Source organism: Kitasatospora sp. NPDC094019 (assembly GCF_044764505.1).
GTDB lineage: Bacteria > Actinomycetota > Actinomycetes > Streptomycetales > Streptomycetaceae > Kitasatospora.
Genome location: NZ_JBIWIF010000014.1, coordinates 165,718 through 180,529 on the forward strand (window position 1 = coordinate 165,718; position 14,812 = coordinate 180,529).

General features: G+C 71.5%; 10 protein-coding genes and 1 tRNA gene. 7 read left to right on the forward strand and 4 right to left on the reverse strand.

Annotated elements, in window-relative coordinates:
- The first annotated feature begins 71 nt into the window (after positions 1 to 71).
- From ACIQ9P_RS28150 to ACIQ9P_RS28170, 5 genes are all read left to right on the forward strand, one after another.
- Entirely contained in the window at positions 72 to 1,532 is a 1,461-nt protein-coding gene (locus ACIQ9P_RS28150; RefSeq protein WP_402361905.1) for an MFS transporter, read from the forward strand.
- An 83-nt stretch (positions 1,533 to 1,615) separates the two neighbouring features.
- Complete coding sequence (locus ACIQ9P_RS28155) at positions 1,616 to 2,401, forward strand: alpha/beta fold hydrolase (RefSeq protein WP_402361908.1); 786 nt, start codon at positions 1,616 to 1,618, stop codon at positions 2,399 to 2,401.
- Between the two features lie 118 nt (positions 2,402 to 2,519).
- Positions 2,520 to 3,083: a hypothetical protein gene (locus ACIQ9P_RS28160; RefSeq protein WP_402361911.1), complete on the forward strand. Its 564-nt coding sequence runs from the start codon at positions 2,520 to 2,522 to the stop codon at positions 3,081 to 3,083.
- Between the two features lie 228 nt (positions 3,084 to 3,311).
- A complete protein-coding gene (gene hrpA / locus ACIQ9P_RS28165; protein ID WP_402361914.1) occupies positions 3,312 to 7,310 on the forward strand; it encodes an ATP-dependent RNA helicase HrpA in 3,999 nt (1,332 codons plus the stop codon).
- 145 nt (positions 7,311 to 7,455) lie between these two features.
- Positions 7,456 to 7,529: transfer RNA gene (locus ACIQ9P_RS28170), tRNA-Asp, on the forward strand.
- 408 nt (positions 7,530 to 7,937) lie between these two features.
- Here ACIQ9P_RS28170 and bldC read toward each other — a convergent pair.
- A complete protein-coding gene (gene bldC, locus ACIQ9P_RS28175; RefSeq protein ID WP_030459248.1) occupies positions 7,938 to 8,144 on the reverse strand; it encodes a developmental transcriptional regulator BldC in 207 nt (68 codons plus the stop codon).
- A 564-nt stretch (positions 8,145 to 8,708) separates the two neighbouring features.
- A complete protein-coding gene (locus tag ACIQ9P_RS28180; RefSeq protein ID WP_402361917.1) occupies positions 8,709 to 9,620 on the reverse strand; it encodes a hypothetical protein in 912 nt (303 codons plus the stop codon).
- A gap of 233 nt (positions 9,621 to 9,853) precedes the next feature.
- Here ACIQ9P_RS28180 and ACIQ9P_RS28185 point away from each other — a divergent pair, with 233 nt between their 5' ends.
- Together ACIQ9P_RS28185 and ACIQ9P_RS28190 are read left to right on the forward strand one after the other, a co-directional pair.
- Positions 9,854 to 11,014 carry a Glu/Leu/Phe/Val dehydrogenase dimerization domain-containing protein gene (locus ACIQ9P_RS28185; RefSeq protein WP_402361920.1) on the forward strand — a complete coding sequence of 387 codons (1,161 nt, stop codon included), beginning with the start codon at positions 9,854 to 9,856 and terminating at the stop codon, positions 11,012 to 11,014.
- Between the two features lie 373 nt (positions 11,015 to 11,387).
- Positions 11,388 to 11,648 carry a DUF3073 domain-containing protein gene (locus ACIQ9P_RS28190; protein WP_402361923.1) on the forward strand — a complete coding sequence of 87 codons (261 nt, stop codon included), beginning with the start codon at positions 11,388 to 11,390 and terminating at the stop codon, positions 11,646 to 11,648.
- A gap of 241 nt (positions 11,649 to 11,889) precedes the next feature.
- Here the strand turns inward: ACIQ9P_RS28190 and purM are convergent, their stop codons facing one another.
- Positions 11,890 to 12,975 (reverse strand): phosphoribosylformylglycinamidine cyclo-ligase, encoded by a 1,086-nt coding sequence (gene purM / locus ACIQ9P_RS28195; RefSeq protein WP_045941017.1) that lies wholly within the window; start codon positions 12,973 to 12,975, stop codon positions 11,890 to 11,892.
- Between the two features lie 80 nt (positions 12,976 to 13,055).
- Positions 13,056 to 14,639, reverse strand: coding sequence for an amidophosphoribosyltransferase (gene purF / locus ACIQ9P_RS28200; protein WP_402361926.1), 1,584 nt, complete (start codon positions 14,637 to 14,639; stop codon positions 13,056 to 13,058).
- Positions 14,640 to 14,812 lie beyond the last annotated feature (173 nt).

Genomic DNA, 14,812 nt, shown 5'->3' on the forward strand with positions numbered 1-14,812 from the left:
GGGCCGCCGGCGCACCACGGCGCCCCCGCACGTCCCCCGTCCACCTCCCCGACGCCCCCGAAAGGCTCCCCATGTCCCCGTCCGCCGGTGCCGAGCAGGCCGCCGGGCCACGCCGTTCGGGCCTCCTGCTGGCCCTGCTGGCGTTCGCCCAGTTGATCGTCTCGATCGACTACAACATCGTCTACGTGGCACTCCCGGAGATCGGCAGCGGCCTCGACTTCTCCGCCCAGAACCTGCAGTGGGTGGTCAGCGCCTACGCGGTCGCCTTCGGCGGCTTCCTGCTCTTCGGCGGCCGCGCCTCCGACCTGTTCGGCCGCCGCCGGATGTTCGTCCTCGGCCTGCTGCTCTACGCGGGCTCCTCACTGCTCGGCGGCCTGGCCGGCACCCCCGGCCTGCTGATCGCGGCCCGCGCCCTCCAGGGCCTCGGCGGCGCCTTCCTGTTCCCCGCCACCCTCGCCCTGGTGGTCCTCAGCTTCACCGAGGGCCGCGAACGCAACCGGGCGCTCTCGGTCTGGGCCGCCGCCGGCGCCAGCGGCATGATCATCGGCTCGCTGGCCGGCGGAGTGCTCACCCAGGCGTTCGGCTGGGAGGCCGTCTTCTACGTCAACGTGCCGCTGGCCGGCGGCGCGGCGCTGCTCGCCCCCCGGCTGATCGGCGCCGACGGACCGCGCGACACCTCCCGCTCGTTCGACCTGCCCGGCGCGCTGACCGCCACCGCCGGCGCCACCCTGGTCGTCTTCACCCTGGTCCAGGGCCCGGCCTCCGGCTGGACCTCGCCCACCGTGCTCACCACCGCCGTGCTCGGCCTCGGCCTGCTCGCCGCCTTCGTCGCGATCGAGTCCCGGACCGCCGACCCGCTGATGCCGCTGCGGCTGTTCCGCAACCGCAACCTGTCCACCGGCGCGCTGACCACCTTCCTGTTCATGGCCAGCTTCGGCACCCTGCTGTACTTCCTGACCGTCTACTTCCAGACCGTGCACGAGTACAGCGCGCTGCGCACCGGCGTCGCCTTCCTGATCCCGATGGTCTGCGGCTTCCTCGGCTCGATGCTGGGCGGCCGGCTCGCCACCCGCTTCGGCGCCCGCAACACCCTGATCGCCTCCTACCTGCTCGGCGCCCTCGGCACCGCCGCGACCGCGCTGACCATGGCACCGGACGGCAGCTACGTCGCGCTGCTGCCCGGCCTGATCGTGCTGAGCCTCTGCCAGGGCGTCATCTTCACCACCATGTTCTCCGCCTCCGCGACCGGGGTGCACCCCTACGAGCAGGGCATCGCCTCCGGCATCGTCTCCACCGGCCAGCAGGTCGGCAGCGCGGTGGGCCTAGGCATCCTGGTGGCCGTCGCCAACGCCGGCACCGACGGCCTCACCGGCGAGGCCCTCCGCTCCGCCACCACCGACGGCCTGCGCACCGCCGTGCTGGTCGCCACCGGCGGCATCGTCGCCCTCGTCCTGGTCGCGCTCGGCTTCGAACGCGCCCCCCGCCCGGCCGGGGCCGCCGCCGAGAACGCCTCCGCCAAGAGCCTCGCCTGAGCCCCGAAGCTCCCCCGCGCGTCCCCCGTACCTCCCCCGCACCTCCCCCCGACCCGACCGCCACTCCCGAGGAGAACCCCGTCATGCCCTTCGCCGCCAGCCCCAGCGCCCGCGTCTCCTACACCGTGGAGGGCTCCGGCCACCCGTCCCTGGTCTTCGTGCACGGCACCGGCTTCGGCGCCGGGGGCACCTTCGGCCACCTCACCGGTGACTTCACCGACTCCCGCACCGTCCTGCTGCCGGACTTCGCCGGCTGCGGCGACACCGAGGACGACGGCCGGGAGCTGACCCCCGAGCTGCTGGCCGAGCAGATCGCCGCCGTGATCGAGGCGGCCGGCGACGGCCCGGCCGACGTGGTCGGCTTCTCGCTCGGCTCGGTCGTCGCCGCGACCCTCGCCGCGCTCCGCCCCGAACTGGTGCGCAGCCTGGTGCTCACCGCCGGCTGGAGCCGTCCCGACGACGCCTACCTGCGCAACCACATGACCACCTGGCGCGCCATCAGCGGCGACGCCGAGGCGTTCGGCCGGTTCGGAACCCTGACCGCGTTCAGCCGCGACCACCTGAACTCGCTGGAGCCCGACGCGCTCGAAGGCATCATCAAGGGCAACGAGCCCACCGAGGGCGCGCTGCGCCACATCGACCTCAACCTGAGCGCCGACATCCGCCCGCTGCTGCCCCGGATCACCGCCCGCACCCTGGTGATCGGCTGCACCCAGGACGCCACCGTCCCGGTCGGCCTCTCCCGCGAGCTGGCCGACGCCATCGCCGGCAGCACCTACGCGGAGATCGACAGCGGCCACGTGGTCGTCTACGAGCAGGGCGCCGAGTGGTCCCGCCTCGTCCGCGAGTTCGTCCTCCAGGAGGGCTAGGGATTGTCGCCCCCCCGGGGTCACGCCAGATGAGTGGCGTGACCCCGGCCGGACGGCCCCGGCCCCCGTCCCGCCCCCGACCCTGACAGCCCGTCATCCGAGGCGTAGGGTCCCCGGCGTGGACGAACTGATATTCCGGGGGAGGGACCGCTACCGCCCCTCCTGGTCGCACCTGGCGGTCCTGCTCGTCGTACTGACCGTCCAGGGCTTCGCCGCCGTGTACCGGCTCGGCCCGGTGGGCTTCCTCTGGCTCGCCGGCGGCACGCTCCTGCTCTCCGGCCTGGGCCTGTGGGTCACGGTCCGCAGCTGGAGCAGGGTCGGCCCCGAGGGCATCACCATCTGCTGGGGCCTCGGGCGCGGCCGCACCTACGCCTGGGACCGGATCCGCTGGATCGACGTCCGCACGGTCGAGGGGCAGGGCGACAGCACCTCGCAGGTGCGGATGTTCCTGGCCGGCGGGCGGCGCCGGACGCTGCCCGGCCTGCTGCACAGCGACCTGTACCCGTCGCCGGACTTCGACGAGCAGTTCCACCGGGTCCGCAACTGGTGGGAGCTGAGCACCGAGGCCGCAGCCCGGGTCGAACCCGTCCGGCGGTTCCGGGACCGGATCACCGTGACCGCGGCCGCCGTCCTCGTCACCCTGGCCATCACCGGCGTCGGCGCCGTGGTCTACCTCCGGTAGCCGCCGCCGTCGCGCCGCGCTCCCTCTCCCGCCGCCCGCTCGCCGCCGTCCTCCGGCGGCCTCCGGCAGCCGCGCCGACCGATCCCGTCACCCACCGCGACCGCCCCGCTCCGGACGGTTCCCCGCCGTGCCGGGCCGCCGTTGGCAGCGGACGGGCGTCCCCTGTGACACTGGAGGCGCTCGAAAACCGAGGTGCGCTCCGCCGCCCCTCCTTGCGAACCTAGAGGGATGTCCGCCGTGAGTTCTCCCGCAGTCCAGTCCGCCGCCGAGCCCGCCCGGAGCGACGCACCCGGCATCGGCGAGCTGGCCGCGCGCCTGCCCGAGCTGACCCTGCGCGACCAGGTCCGGATCGGCCGCCGTCTGGAGGGCGCCCGCCGGGTCCGCAAGGACGGGGCCCGCGCGCAGATCGCCGCCGAGATCGCCGCCGACATCGGGAAGGCCGAGCTGCTGGTCGAGCGCCGGCGCGCGGCGGTGCCGGCGATCCGGTACCCGGCCGAGCTCCCGGTCAGCCAGAAGAAGGACGAGATCCTCGAAGCCGTCCGCGACCACCAGGTGGTGATCGTGGCCGGTGAGACCGGTTCCGGCAAGACCACCCAGATCCCCAAGATCTGTCTGGAGCTGGGCCGCGGTGTACGGGGTCTGATCGGCCACACCCAGCCCCGCCGGATCGCCGCCCGCACGGTGGCGGAGCGGGTGGCCGAGGAGTTGGACAGCCCGCTCGGCGGGGCGGTCGGCTGGAAGGTCCGGTTCACCGACCAGGTCGGCCCGGACACCCTGGTCAAGCTGATGACCGACGGCATCCTGCTCGCGGAGGTGCAGACCGACCGCGAGCTCCGCCAGTACGACACCCTGATCATCGACGAGGCGCACGAGCGCAGCCTCAACATCGACTTCCTGCTCGGCTACCTCAAGCAGCTGCTGCCCCGCCGCCCCGACCTCAAGGTGATCATCACCTCGGCGACCATCGACCCCGAGCGGTTCGCCCGGCACTTCGAGGACGCCCCGATCGTCGAGGTCTCCGGCCGCACCTATCCGGTCGAGGTCCGCTACCGCCCGATCGTGGACGAGAACGACGAGGACGACGCCGACGAGGTCGACCGCGAGCGGGACCAGATCCAGGCGATCTGCGACGCCGCCGAGGAGCTCCAGGCCGAGGGCCCGGGCGACATCCTGGTGTTCCTCTCCGGCGAGCGGGAGATCCGGGACACCGCGGACGCGCTCGGCAAGCTCGGGCTGAAGCACACCGAGATCCTGCCGCTCTACGCCCGGCTGAGCTCGGCCGAGCAGCACAAGGTGTTCCAGCGCTCCTCCTCGCGCCGGATCGTGCTGGCCACCAACGTCGCCGAGACCAGCCTCACCGTCCCCGGCATCAAGTACGTGATCGACCCGGGCAGCGCCCGGATCTCCCGCTACAGCCACCGCACCAAGGTCCAGCGGCTGCCGATCGAGGCGATCAGCCAGGCCAGCGCCAACCAGCGCAAGGGCCGCTGCGGCCGTACCTCGGACGGCATCTGCATCCGGCTCTACTCGGAGGAGGACTTCCTCTCCCGCCCCGAGTTCACGGACGCCGAGATCCTGCGCACCAACCTCGCCTCGGTCATCCTCCAGATGACCGCCGCCGGCCTCGGCGACATCGCCGCCTTCCCGTTCCTGGACCCGCCGGACTCGCGCAACATCAAGGACGGCATCAGCCTGCTGCACGAGCTGGGCGCGCTCGACCCGGCCGAGAAGGACGTCCGCAAGCGGCTCACCCCGCTCGGCCGCCAGCTGGCCCAGCTCCCGGTGGACCCGCGGATGGCCCGGATGGTGCTGGAGGCGGACCGGAACGGGTGCGTGCGGGACGTCATGGTGATCGCCGCCGCGCTCTCCATCCAGGACCCGCGCGAGCGCCCGGCCGAGAAGCGCCAGGCCGCCGACGAGCGGCACCGCCGGTTCGGCTCCGAGACCTCCGACTTCCTCTCCTACCTCGCCATGTGGCGCTATGTGCGGGAGCAGCAGCGCGAGCTCTCCTCCTCCGCGTTCCGCCGGATGTGCAGGACCGAGTTCCTCAACTACCTGCGGATACGGGAGTGGCAGGACATCTACTCCCAGCTCCGCACGGTCGCCAAGCAGCTGGGTGTCACGATCGAGGAGGCGCACGAGGACGCCGAGCCGGACGCGGACCGGATCCACCAGTCCCTGCTGGCCGGCCTGCTCTCGCACATCGGGCTGTTCGACGTGGAGAAGCGGGAGTACGGCGGCGCGCGGGGCGCCCGGTTCGCGGTCTTCCCCGGTTCGGGCCTGTTCAAGAAGCCGCCGCGCTGGGTGATGTCGGCCGAGCTGGTGGAGACCTCCCGGCTCTGGGCCCGGATCAACGCGAAGATCGAGCCCGAGTGGGTCGAGCCGCTGGCCGCGCACCTGGTGAAGCGCGGCTACAGCGAGCCGCACTGGGAGAAGAAGTCCGGGGCCGTGCTGGCCTTCGAGAAGGTCACCCTCTACGGGGTGCCGATCGTCGCCGCGCGGAAGGTCAACTACGGCCGGATCGACCCGGAGCTCTGCCGGGAGCTGTTCATCCGCAACGCCCTGGTCGAGGGCGACTGGGAGACCCACCACCGCTTCTTCGCGGAGAACCGCAAGCTGCTCGGCGAGGTCGAGGAGCTGGAGAACCGGGCCCGGCGCCGGGACATCATGGTCGACGACCAGACCCTGTTCGAGTTCTACGACGGCCGGCTGCCCGAGGACATCGTCTCCACCCGGCACTTCGACGCCTGGTGGAAGAAGGCCCGGCACGAGCAGCCCGACCTGCTCAACTTCGAGAAGTCGATGCTGATCAACGACGCCGCGGGCGGCGTCGCCGAGGCCGACTACCCGGACCACTGGCAGCAGGGCAAGCTGCGGTTCGTCCTCACCTACCAGTTCGAGCCGGGCAGCGACGCGGACGGCGTCACCGTCCACATCCCGCTGCCGGTGCTCAACCAGGTCACCGCGGAGGGCTTCGACTGGCAGATCCCGGGCCTGCGCGAGGAGCTGGTGACGGCCTGGATCAAGTCGCTGCCGAAGGCGGTGCGGCGCAACTTCGTGCCCGCCCCGGACTTCGCCCGCGCGGCGCTGCGCGAGCTGAGGAACCACCAGGAGCGGCAGGAGCCGCTGCTGCCGGCCCTGGAGCACGTCCTGAAGCGCCTGACGGCGGTCACCGTGCCCCCGACGGCCTGGGACGAGGAGCGGGTCCCGGAGCACCTCAAGGTGACCTTCCGGGTGGTGGACGGGCGCAAGAAGCTCGCCGAGTCCAAGGACCTGGAGGAGCTGCGGCTGCGGCTCGAACCGAAGCTGAAGGAGACGCTCTCCTCGGCCGCCTCCGGCCGGGGCATCGAGCAGTCCGGGCTGACCGCCTGGCCGGCCGGGCTGCCGGTGCTCCAGCGGACCTTCGAGCAGCGCTCCCGGGGCCATTCGCTGCGCGCCTACCCGGCGCTGGTGGACGAGGGCGAGTCGGTCGGGGTGAAGCTGTTCGACACCCCGGAGGCGCAGGAGCGGGCGATGTGGGAGGGCACCCGGCGGCTGCTGGTGCTCTCCACCAACTCGCCCGCCAAGTCGATCCAGGGCCGGCTGGGCAACCAGGCCAAGCTGGCGCTGTCGTACAACCCGCACGGCTCGGTCCCGGCGCTGTTCGAGGACGTGGTGGCCTGCGCGGCGGACCGGCTGATGGCCCGGGCCGGCGGTCCGGCCTGGGACGAGGCGGCGTTCGCGGCGCTGCGCGACAAGGTCAGGGCGGACCTGTACGAGCTCTCGGCGGACACCACGCTGAAGACGGCGACGGCACTGATCGCCTTCCACCGGGCGACCACCCGGCTGAAGGCGGTGAGCAGCCCGGTGCTGCTGAACGCGGTGAACGACATCCGGCTGCACCTGGCCTCGCTGGTGCACCCGGGCTTCGTCACGGCGACCGGCTGGCAGCGGCTGCCGGACCTCAAGCGCTACCTGCTGGCGGTGGACCGGCGGCTGGAGGCGCTGCCCAACCATCCGCAGCGGGACACCCAGCAGTTGCTGAAGGTGCAGCAGGTCCAGCAGGCGTACGGCGAGCTGCTGGCGGCCGTGCCGGCCGGGCGGCAGCCCTCCGCCGAGGTGCTGGCGATCCGGTGGATGATCGAGGAGCTGCGGGTCAGCTTCTTCGCCCAGTCGCTGGGCACCCCGTCGCCCGTCTCGGAGAAGCGGATCCTGAAGGCCATGGAGGCGGCCAGGGCCACGCTCTGACCCCTCGGCCTCCTCCGGCCCGCCTGAGCTGCGGACGGGCCGGAGGAGGCCCCCGGGAGCCGGTTCGACCTGGGGGCCCCGCATGGGCTACAGTCTGTCTTGTTCGCAGCGCGGCAAGCGAAGCGGACAGATCAGGAAACACTCTGGTCCTGTGGAGCAGTTGGTTAGCTCGCCACCCTGTCAAGGTGGAGGTCGCGGGTTCAAGTCCCGTCAGGATCGCCGTAGCCGAGAGGCCCGGAACCGTTTGGTTCCGGGCCTCTCGCGTTTCACCGGCCACTCCTTTATCCCGGAGTGGGCCCGGACCACAAGCGAACGCCCGCGTGACGGTCGTCACGCACCCCCTCCGGGAACCGACCGTTCGATCACCCTTCCTCGTACCCGTTAATTTAATATGTAAAATTGTACTGTTATTCACAGTAAATCCCCCCCACCTCCTCACCATCGAATCGTTATCCGGAGTTCAACATTCCGGTGGATCGCGCGAGTACGACAGGCGATCCGGAGGCGGGAGCGGTCGGTTCGACAGGGCTGTAGAAGAAGTGCGCCGGGACAGAAAAAGGGGCTGCTTACCGGACCCGGCGGAGTCCGGTAAGCAGCCCCTTTCGAAGAGCCTTGAGCGAGGCTCTGTCAGACCTCGGTTCGCTGGGCCGGAATACCGGCCAGCAGGGCGCGCACCTCCGCCTCACGGTATCGGCGGTGCCCGCCCAGCGTGCGGATGGACGTGAGCTTGCCGGCCTTGGCCCAGCGCGTCACGGTCTTGGGATCCACACGGAACATGGTGGCGACCTCTGCCGGCGTCAGCAGAGGTTCGGCATCGGGGGTACGAGCGGTCATGAGCGGCCTCCTCGGGAGAACCGAACCAGGGCGGTTCTATCCTTCAAATTCTGCACCTTGGCCCGCGATGCCCGAAATGGCATAGACGGGCCGAGTCGGTTATAGGACGAACGGCTTGTCCTGGTGTCTACAACTACACCATCCGTCCAGCCCTATCGACCAAACCGCCAAAATTGACCCCTCACGGGTTCAAGGCCGACGGATGGCGATGGACCACCCCATAACGGGCAGTCACCTTATAGTGACATTCGGTTACGAGCGGACCAGACCCTCTGTTTCGCCGCAAAGCACGCATCGACTCCAGAACCACCCAAAAGTGGGCATGCCCGCGTGAAGTTGGGCTGGTTGTCCCATTTTTGCACATAGGGGTAAGTTCGCGTCAACGGTGAGTAGTGTCACGTTCGGCAGGTATTGACCCGAACCAGGACCTTGGTCATGCAGCTCGGGCCGTAGGACTCTTACAGTCTTACAAGTACCACCGACACCCCGGGCGGCCAGCGATGACGCCGCCTCGGCCCGGTCCGCCCACCGCCCCGGGCCGGCCCTCGCGGCGGCTCCGGCCGCTCAGTTCGCATGGCGCAGCGCCAGCACCCGCCGCCAGCGCCCCGTCAGCGCCTCGTACGCGCGCAGCGCCTCCTCCGAGTCCCCCGCCCGCAGCGCCCGCAGCCCGTCCTCCAGCTCCCCCGCCGAACGGTCCGCCAGCAGCCGCTCCGGCCCCAGCAGATGCACCAGTCCCCCGTAGTCCAGTTCCACCAGCGACCGCGGATGGAACTCCTCCAGCCATCGCCCGACCTGCTCGGCCCCCCGCACCAGCTCCCCTTCCGGCACCGCCTCGCGCAGCGCCCGGTATGCCCGGGCCACCCGGCGGCGCGCCTGCGCCATGGGCGTCAGATAGAACAGTGACGCCCCGTCCCCCCGTTCCCCTTCCTCCCCCTTCTCCCCCCTCTCTGCGGGAACGAAGCATCGATCCTCGTCCCCGAACGGGAGGAACCACCGGACCGGCACCTCCCAGCGGCTGGTGAGGATCCACGGCCGGGCGTCCGGGTGGTCGGCCCGCCAGCGCTCCCGGTCCGCCTCCGCCACCTCCCGGGTGGCCGGCGGCAGCGCGGTGTCCAGCAGCGTCACCGGCGCCCCCGCCCGCAACTCCTCCAGCGCCTGCCAGGTGCGCAGCCTGGTCGCCCACGGGCAGACGTACAGCACCCCGTCCACCAGCCGGACGAAGGCCCGCTCGGCCTCCCGGTCCGGCAGCGCGCGCGGGGTCCGGCCGATCAACTCGGCCAGGGCCGAGCGCTGTTCCGCGAGGGCCGCCGCGGCCACCGAGCGGCCCGCCTCGGGCGCGTCCGGCCCGTGCTCCGCCGCGTACGCCTGCCAGCGCGCCCGCTCGGGCTCCGGGTAGGCGGCCAGCGGCTCGTAGACCCGCAGGTGCGCGGCGTAGGGCGGCAGCACGGAGGTACGGACGACGGTCACGCCCTGCATCGTCCCACGCACCCCCCGCCGCCCGGGAGTGACCGGTCGGACCGGTCCTGCGGCGGCCCGTTCGCGGACGCACCCGAAGTGCGCGAACGGGCTGCTGGCGGCCCTGCCGTCCCAGCATCCGGACAGCGGGACCGAGCTTCGCCAAGGCGGCCGACCGGCGGGGCCCGCGCGACTACGCTTCGCCCTAGGCGCCCGCACCACCGCAGCGGGCCTCGAATACTGGAGTCACCACAGTGACCGACGTACAGACCGCCGCCACCACGCACTCCGCACCCGGCGTGCTCGGCAGGATCTTCGGCAACTCCCAGGACGGCGCCACCGGCGACGGCCACGAGCAGGTCGTGCTCTGCCACGACCGCTCCTCCGGACTGAAGGCGATCATCGCCATCCACTCCACCGCCCTCGGCCCGGCCCTCGGCGGCACCCGGTTCTTCCCCTACGCCTCCGAGGAGGCGGCGCTGGAGGACGCGCTCAACCTCTCCCGCGGCATGTCCTACAAGAACGCGCTGGCCGGCCTCGACCTCGGCGGCGGCAAGGCCGTCATCATCGGCGACCCGAACAAGGACAAGAACGAGGCGATGCTCCGCGCCTACGGCCGCTTCGTCGAGTCGCTGCGCGGCCGCTACATCACCGCCTGCGACGTGGGCACCTACGTCCAGGACATGGACGTCGTGGCGCGCGAGACCGACTTCGTCACCGGCCGCTCCCCGGAGCACGGCGGCGCCGGCGACTCCTCCATCCTCACCGCCTTCGGCGTCTTCCAGGGCATGCGCGCCTCGGCCCAGGCCCGCTGGGGCCAGCCGACCCTGCGCGGCAAGCGGGTCGGCGTCGCCGGCGTCGGCAAGGTCGGCCACTACCTGGTCGGCCACCTGGTCGCGGACGGCGCCACCGTGGTCGTCACCGACCCCTTCGAGACCGCCGTCAACCGCGTGCGGGCGGCCCACCCGGACGTGGAGGTCGTCGCCGACACCACCGCGCTGCTCCAGGCCAAGCTGGACGTCTACGCCCCCTGCGCGCTCGGTGGCGCCCTGACCGACGACACCGTGGCCGCGCTGGGCGAGTTCGGCACCTCGGTCGTCTGCGGCGCCGCCAACAACCAGCTGGCCCACCCGGGCGTCGAGAAGGACCTCGCCGACCGCGGCCTGCTCTACGCCCCGGACTACCTGGTGAACTCCGGCGGCGTCATCCAGGTCGCCGACGAGATCGAGGGCTTCAACTTCGAGCGCGCCAAGAACAAGGCGACGAAGATCTTCGACACCACCCTGGAGATCTTCACCCGGGCCGCCGCCGACGGCGTGCCGCCGGCCGTCGCGGCCGACCGCCTCGCGGAGAAGCGGATGCGCGAGATCAGCGCGCTGCGCTCGGTGCTGCTGCCGGGTGCCCGCCGGGGCTGATCCGGACCGGTGTGCGCGGGGGACGGGCGGCCGCCGTCCCCCGCGCATCACGATGTGGAACCGGATTCTCGATTCTGCCTCCGATCGGGTGATCCGAAGCCCCCCTAGGGGGGATAATCGATCCGGGAACAACGGACCCGAGACACCTCCGGACAGCGTGCAAAAAGCCGCAAAACCTCCCCTGACCTGGGACGACCTGGTCGCGGGTGCGGCCGGTGCGCGCCACGTCACACCGACGACGTACCGTCCAGCGGCAGAAACAGGTACCGTTAATGCTCCAAGGGACGGTCCTCCCCATTCGGGCAGGCCGCTCTTGATCATGAACACGTGTCAGACTCGGGGCCGTGAGCCCCATCGTTGAGGGGGTCGACCCATGGGGCGCGGCCGGGCCAAGGCCAAGCAGACGAAGGTCGCCCGCGAGCTGAAGTACAACAGCGGCGGGTTCGACGCCAATCGTCTCTCCAGCGAGCTGGGCGTATCGCCCTCCACCTCCCCGATCGAGCCGGAGCCGATCGAGGAGGACGAGGAGGACGACGATCCCTACGCGGAGTACGCGGCTCGTTACGCCGGTGACGACGAGGACGACGACGCAGAGTCGGGTACCGGGCCCTCCAGGGCCCACCGCCGCGCGTAGTCTCCCAGTCTGACCGGACCGGCCGGTGCCTCGGGCACCAGGCCGGTCTTCGGCGTTCCCGCACTCCTGCGGGCCGCCCGTGCGAGGGTCCCGAAGACCCGCACGCTCCGGGCCCCGCCCGGAGACCTGGACGAGAACCCCGCACGAGAACCTCGCACGCGGCCCCCTCCCGAGGACCCTGCGCGAAGGCCCCGCCGGCTCGCTGCCGACGGGGCCCTCCCGTGTTCACGCCGCGCCGTGCTCAGCCGGCCACGAAGCCCTCGTAGGCGTTGTAGAGGGCCGCGCCGTCCGCGTGCTCGGCGGTGCGGTCGACGATGTCGCCCAGCACCCAGGACTCCACGCCCCGGTCCTCCAGGACCGACAGCACGGTGTCGACCGAGTGCGCCGGGACGACCGCGACCATGCCGACACCCATGTTGAGCGTCTTCTCGATCTCCAGCGTGGCCACCTTGCCGACCTCGGCGACGGTCCGGAAGACCGGCAGCGGGGTCCAGGTGCCGCGGTCCAGGCGGGCGTGCAGCCCGGCCGGGATCACCCGGGCCAGGTTGGCCGCCAGGCCGCCACCGGTGACGTGCGAGAAGGCGTGCACCTCGGCGGCCCGGATCAGCGCCAGGCAGTCCAGCGAGTAGATCCGGGTCGGCTCCAGCAGCTCCTCGCCGAGCGTGCGGCCGAACTCCTCGACCTTGCGGTCCAGCTTCCAGCCGGCCTGGTTCAGCAGCACGTGCCGGACCAGCGAGTAGCCGTTGGAGTGCAGGCCGGAGGCGGCCATCGCGATCACCACGTCACCGGCCCGGACGCGCTCGGCGCCCAGCAGCGCGTCCGCCTCGACCACGCCGGTGCCGGCGCCCGCGACGTCGTACTCGTCCGGCCCGAGCAGGCCCGGGTGCTCGGCGGTCTCGCCGCCGACCAGGGCGCAGCCGGCCAGGGCGCAGCCCTCGGCGATGCCCTTGACGATCGCGGCGACCCGCTCCGGGACGACCTTGCCGACGCAGATGTAGTCGGTCATGAACAGCGGCTCGGCGCCGCAGACCACGATGTCGTCCACGACCATGCCGACCAGGTCGTGGCCGATGGTGTCGTGCTTGTCCATGGCGGCCGCGATGGCCACCTTGGTCCCCACCCCGTCGGTGGCCGAGGCCAGCAGGGGCCGCTCGTAGTTCTTGAAGGCGGAGACGTCGAAGAGGCCGGCGAAGCCGCCGAGACCGCCGACCACCTCGGGGCGGTTGGCCTTCTTCACCCACTGCTTCATGAGCTCGACGGCGCGGTCGCCCGCCTCGATGTCGACGCCGGCGGCGGCGTAGGTGGCACCGTTCTGGTCGGTAGTCACTGCTGTGCGGCCCTTTCGGGTCTGTGGTGGGGGACGGAACAGCGGTGGGGCCCCGGTTCGCGGGACCCCACCCAGGGTTCTTACGGGCGGCGCAGCGCGTCGGCCGCGCCCGCCCCGCCGAGCAGCGACTGGACGCCGTCCAGGTCGCTGCCGCTGGTCGGCTTGCCGCGGACCGCGGGGGCCTGCTGGCTGCCCTTGATCTCGGCCTCCAGCAGCAGCTTGCCGAGCAGCGCCGGGTCGGGCAGCTCCATCGGGTACTCGCCGTCGAAGCAGGCCCGGCAGAGCCGGTCCTTCGGCTGCTTGGTGGCCTCGATCATGCCGTCGATCGAGATGTAGGAGAGCGAGTCCGCGCCGAGGGTGCGGCCGATCTCCTCGATCGTCATGCCATTGGCGATCAGTTCCGCGCGGGTCGCGAAGTCGATGCCGAAGAAGCACGGCCACTTGACCGGCGGGGAGGAGATCCGGATGTGGACCTCGGCCGCGCCCGCCTCGCGGAGCATCTTCACCAGCGCGCGCTGGGTGTTGCCGCGGACGATCGAGTCGTCCACGACGACCAGGCGCTTGCCCTGGATGACCTCGCGCAGCGGGTTCAGCTTCAGCCGGATGCCGAGCTGGCGGATGGTCTGGCTGGGCTGGATGAAGGTGCGGCCCACGTAGGCGTTCTTCACCAGGCCGGAGCCGTACGGGATCCCGCTGGCCTCGGCGTAGCCGATCGCGGCCGGGGTCCCGGACTCGGGCGTCGCTATCACCAGGTCGGCGTCGGCCGGGGCTTCCTTCGCCAGCCGACGGCCCATCTCCACCCGGGAGAGGTGCACGTTGCGACCGGCGATGGAGGTGTCCGGGCGGGCGAGGTAGACGTATTCGAAGACGCAGCCCTTGGGCTTGGCCTCGGCGAACCGCGAGGTGCGCATGCCGTTCTCGTCGATGGCGATGAGCTCGCCGGGCTCGACCTCGCGGATGAAGGAGGCGCCGCAGATGTCCAGCGCCGCCGTCTCGGAGGCGACCACCCAGCCGCGCTCCAGCCGGCCCAGCACCAGCGGGCGGATGCCCTGCGGGTCCCGGGCGGCGTAGAGCGTGTTCTCGTCCATGAAGACGAGCGAGAACGCGCCCTTCACCTTCGGCAGGACGGCCTTGGCCGTCTCCTCGATGGAGAGCTCCGGGTGGCCGGCGAGCAGCGCGGTCACCAGGTCGGTGTCATTGGTCGCGGCCGAACGCCCGGAGCGGGAGACGTGCTCCTCCCCGGGGAGTTCGGCGACCATGGCCGCCAGTTCGGCGGTGTTCACCAGGTTTCCGTTGTGACCGAGGGCCAGAGAGCCGTGCACGGTCGCCCGGAAGGTCGGCTGGGCGTTCTCCCAGACCGAGGAACCGGTGGTCGAGTAGCGGGCGTGTCCGACGGCGATATGCCCGTGCAACGACCCCAGGGATGCCTCGTCGAAGACCTGGGAGACGAGTCCCATGTCCTTGAAGACGAGAATCTGGGAGCCATTGCTCACTGCGATGCCCGCGGATTCCTGACCGCGGTGCTGCAGGGCGTAAAGGCCGAAGAACGTGAGCTTGGCGACCTCCTCGCCGGGAGCCCAGACACCGAAGACGCCACACGCGTCCTGGGGGCCTTTCTCACCGGGAAGAAGATCGTGGTTGAGTCTTCCGTCACCACGTGGCACGCCTTCGAGTCTAGGACAGTCGGCCCGGCCTTCCGGACCCCGGGCGGCCGCTGTCGCGCGGCCCGCTCTCCGTAACGCGCGTAGACAAAACCCCTTACCGGACCCGGATTTCGGCGGTCCCGAATTCGGCGGCGACGCGGTTGCCCTTGCGGTTCGCGCCCGTTGGCGCGTTC

Bases quoted from the DNA above. Each gene is read 5' to 3' on its own strand.
- ACIQ9P_RS28150 (WP_402361905.1), top strand. From the start codon at position 72: ATGTCCCCGTCCGCCGGTGCCGAGCAGGCCGCCGGGCCACGCCGTTCG.
- ACIQ9P_RS28155 (WP_402361908.1), top strand. From the start codon at position 1,616: ATGCCCTTCGCCGCCAGCCCCAGCGCCCGCGTCTCCTACACCGTGGAG.
- hrpA (WP_402361914.1), top strand. From the start codon at position 3,312: ATGTCCGCCGTGAGTTCTCCCGCAGTCCAGTCCGCCGCCGAGCCCGCC.
- bldC (WP_030459248.1), bottom strand. From the start codon at position 8,144: ATGACCGCTCGTACCCCCGATGCCGAACCTCTGCTGACGCCGGCAGAG.
- ACIQ9P_RS28180 (WP_402361917.1), bottom strand. From the start codon at position 9,620: ATGCAGGGCGTGACCGTCGTCCGTACCTCCGTGCTGCCGCCCTACGCC.
- ACIQ9P_RS28190 (WP_402361923.1), top strand. From the start codon at position 11,388: ATGGGGCGCGGCCGGGCCAAGGCCAAGCAGACGAAGGTCGCCCGCGAG.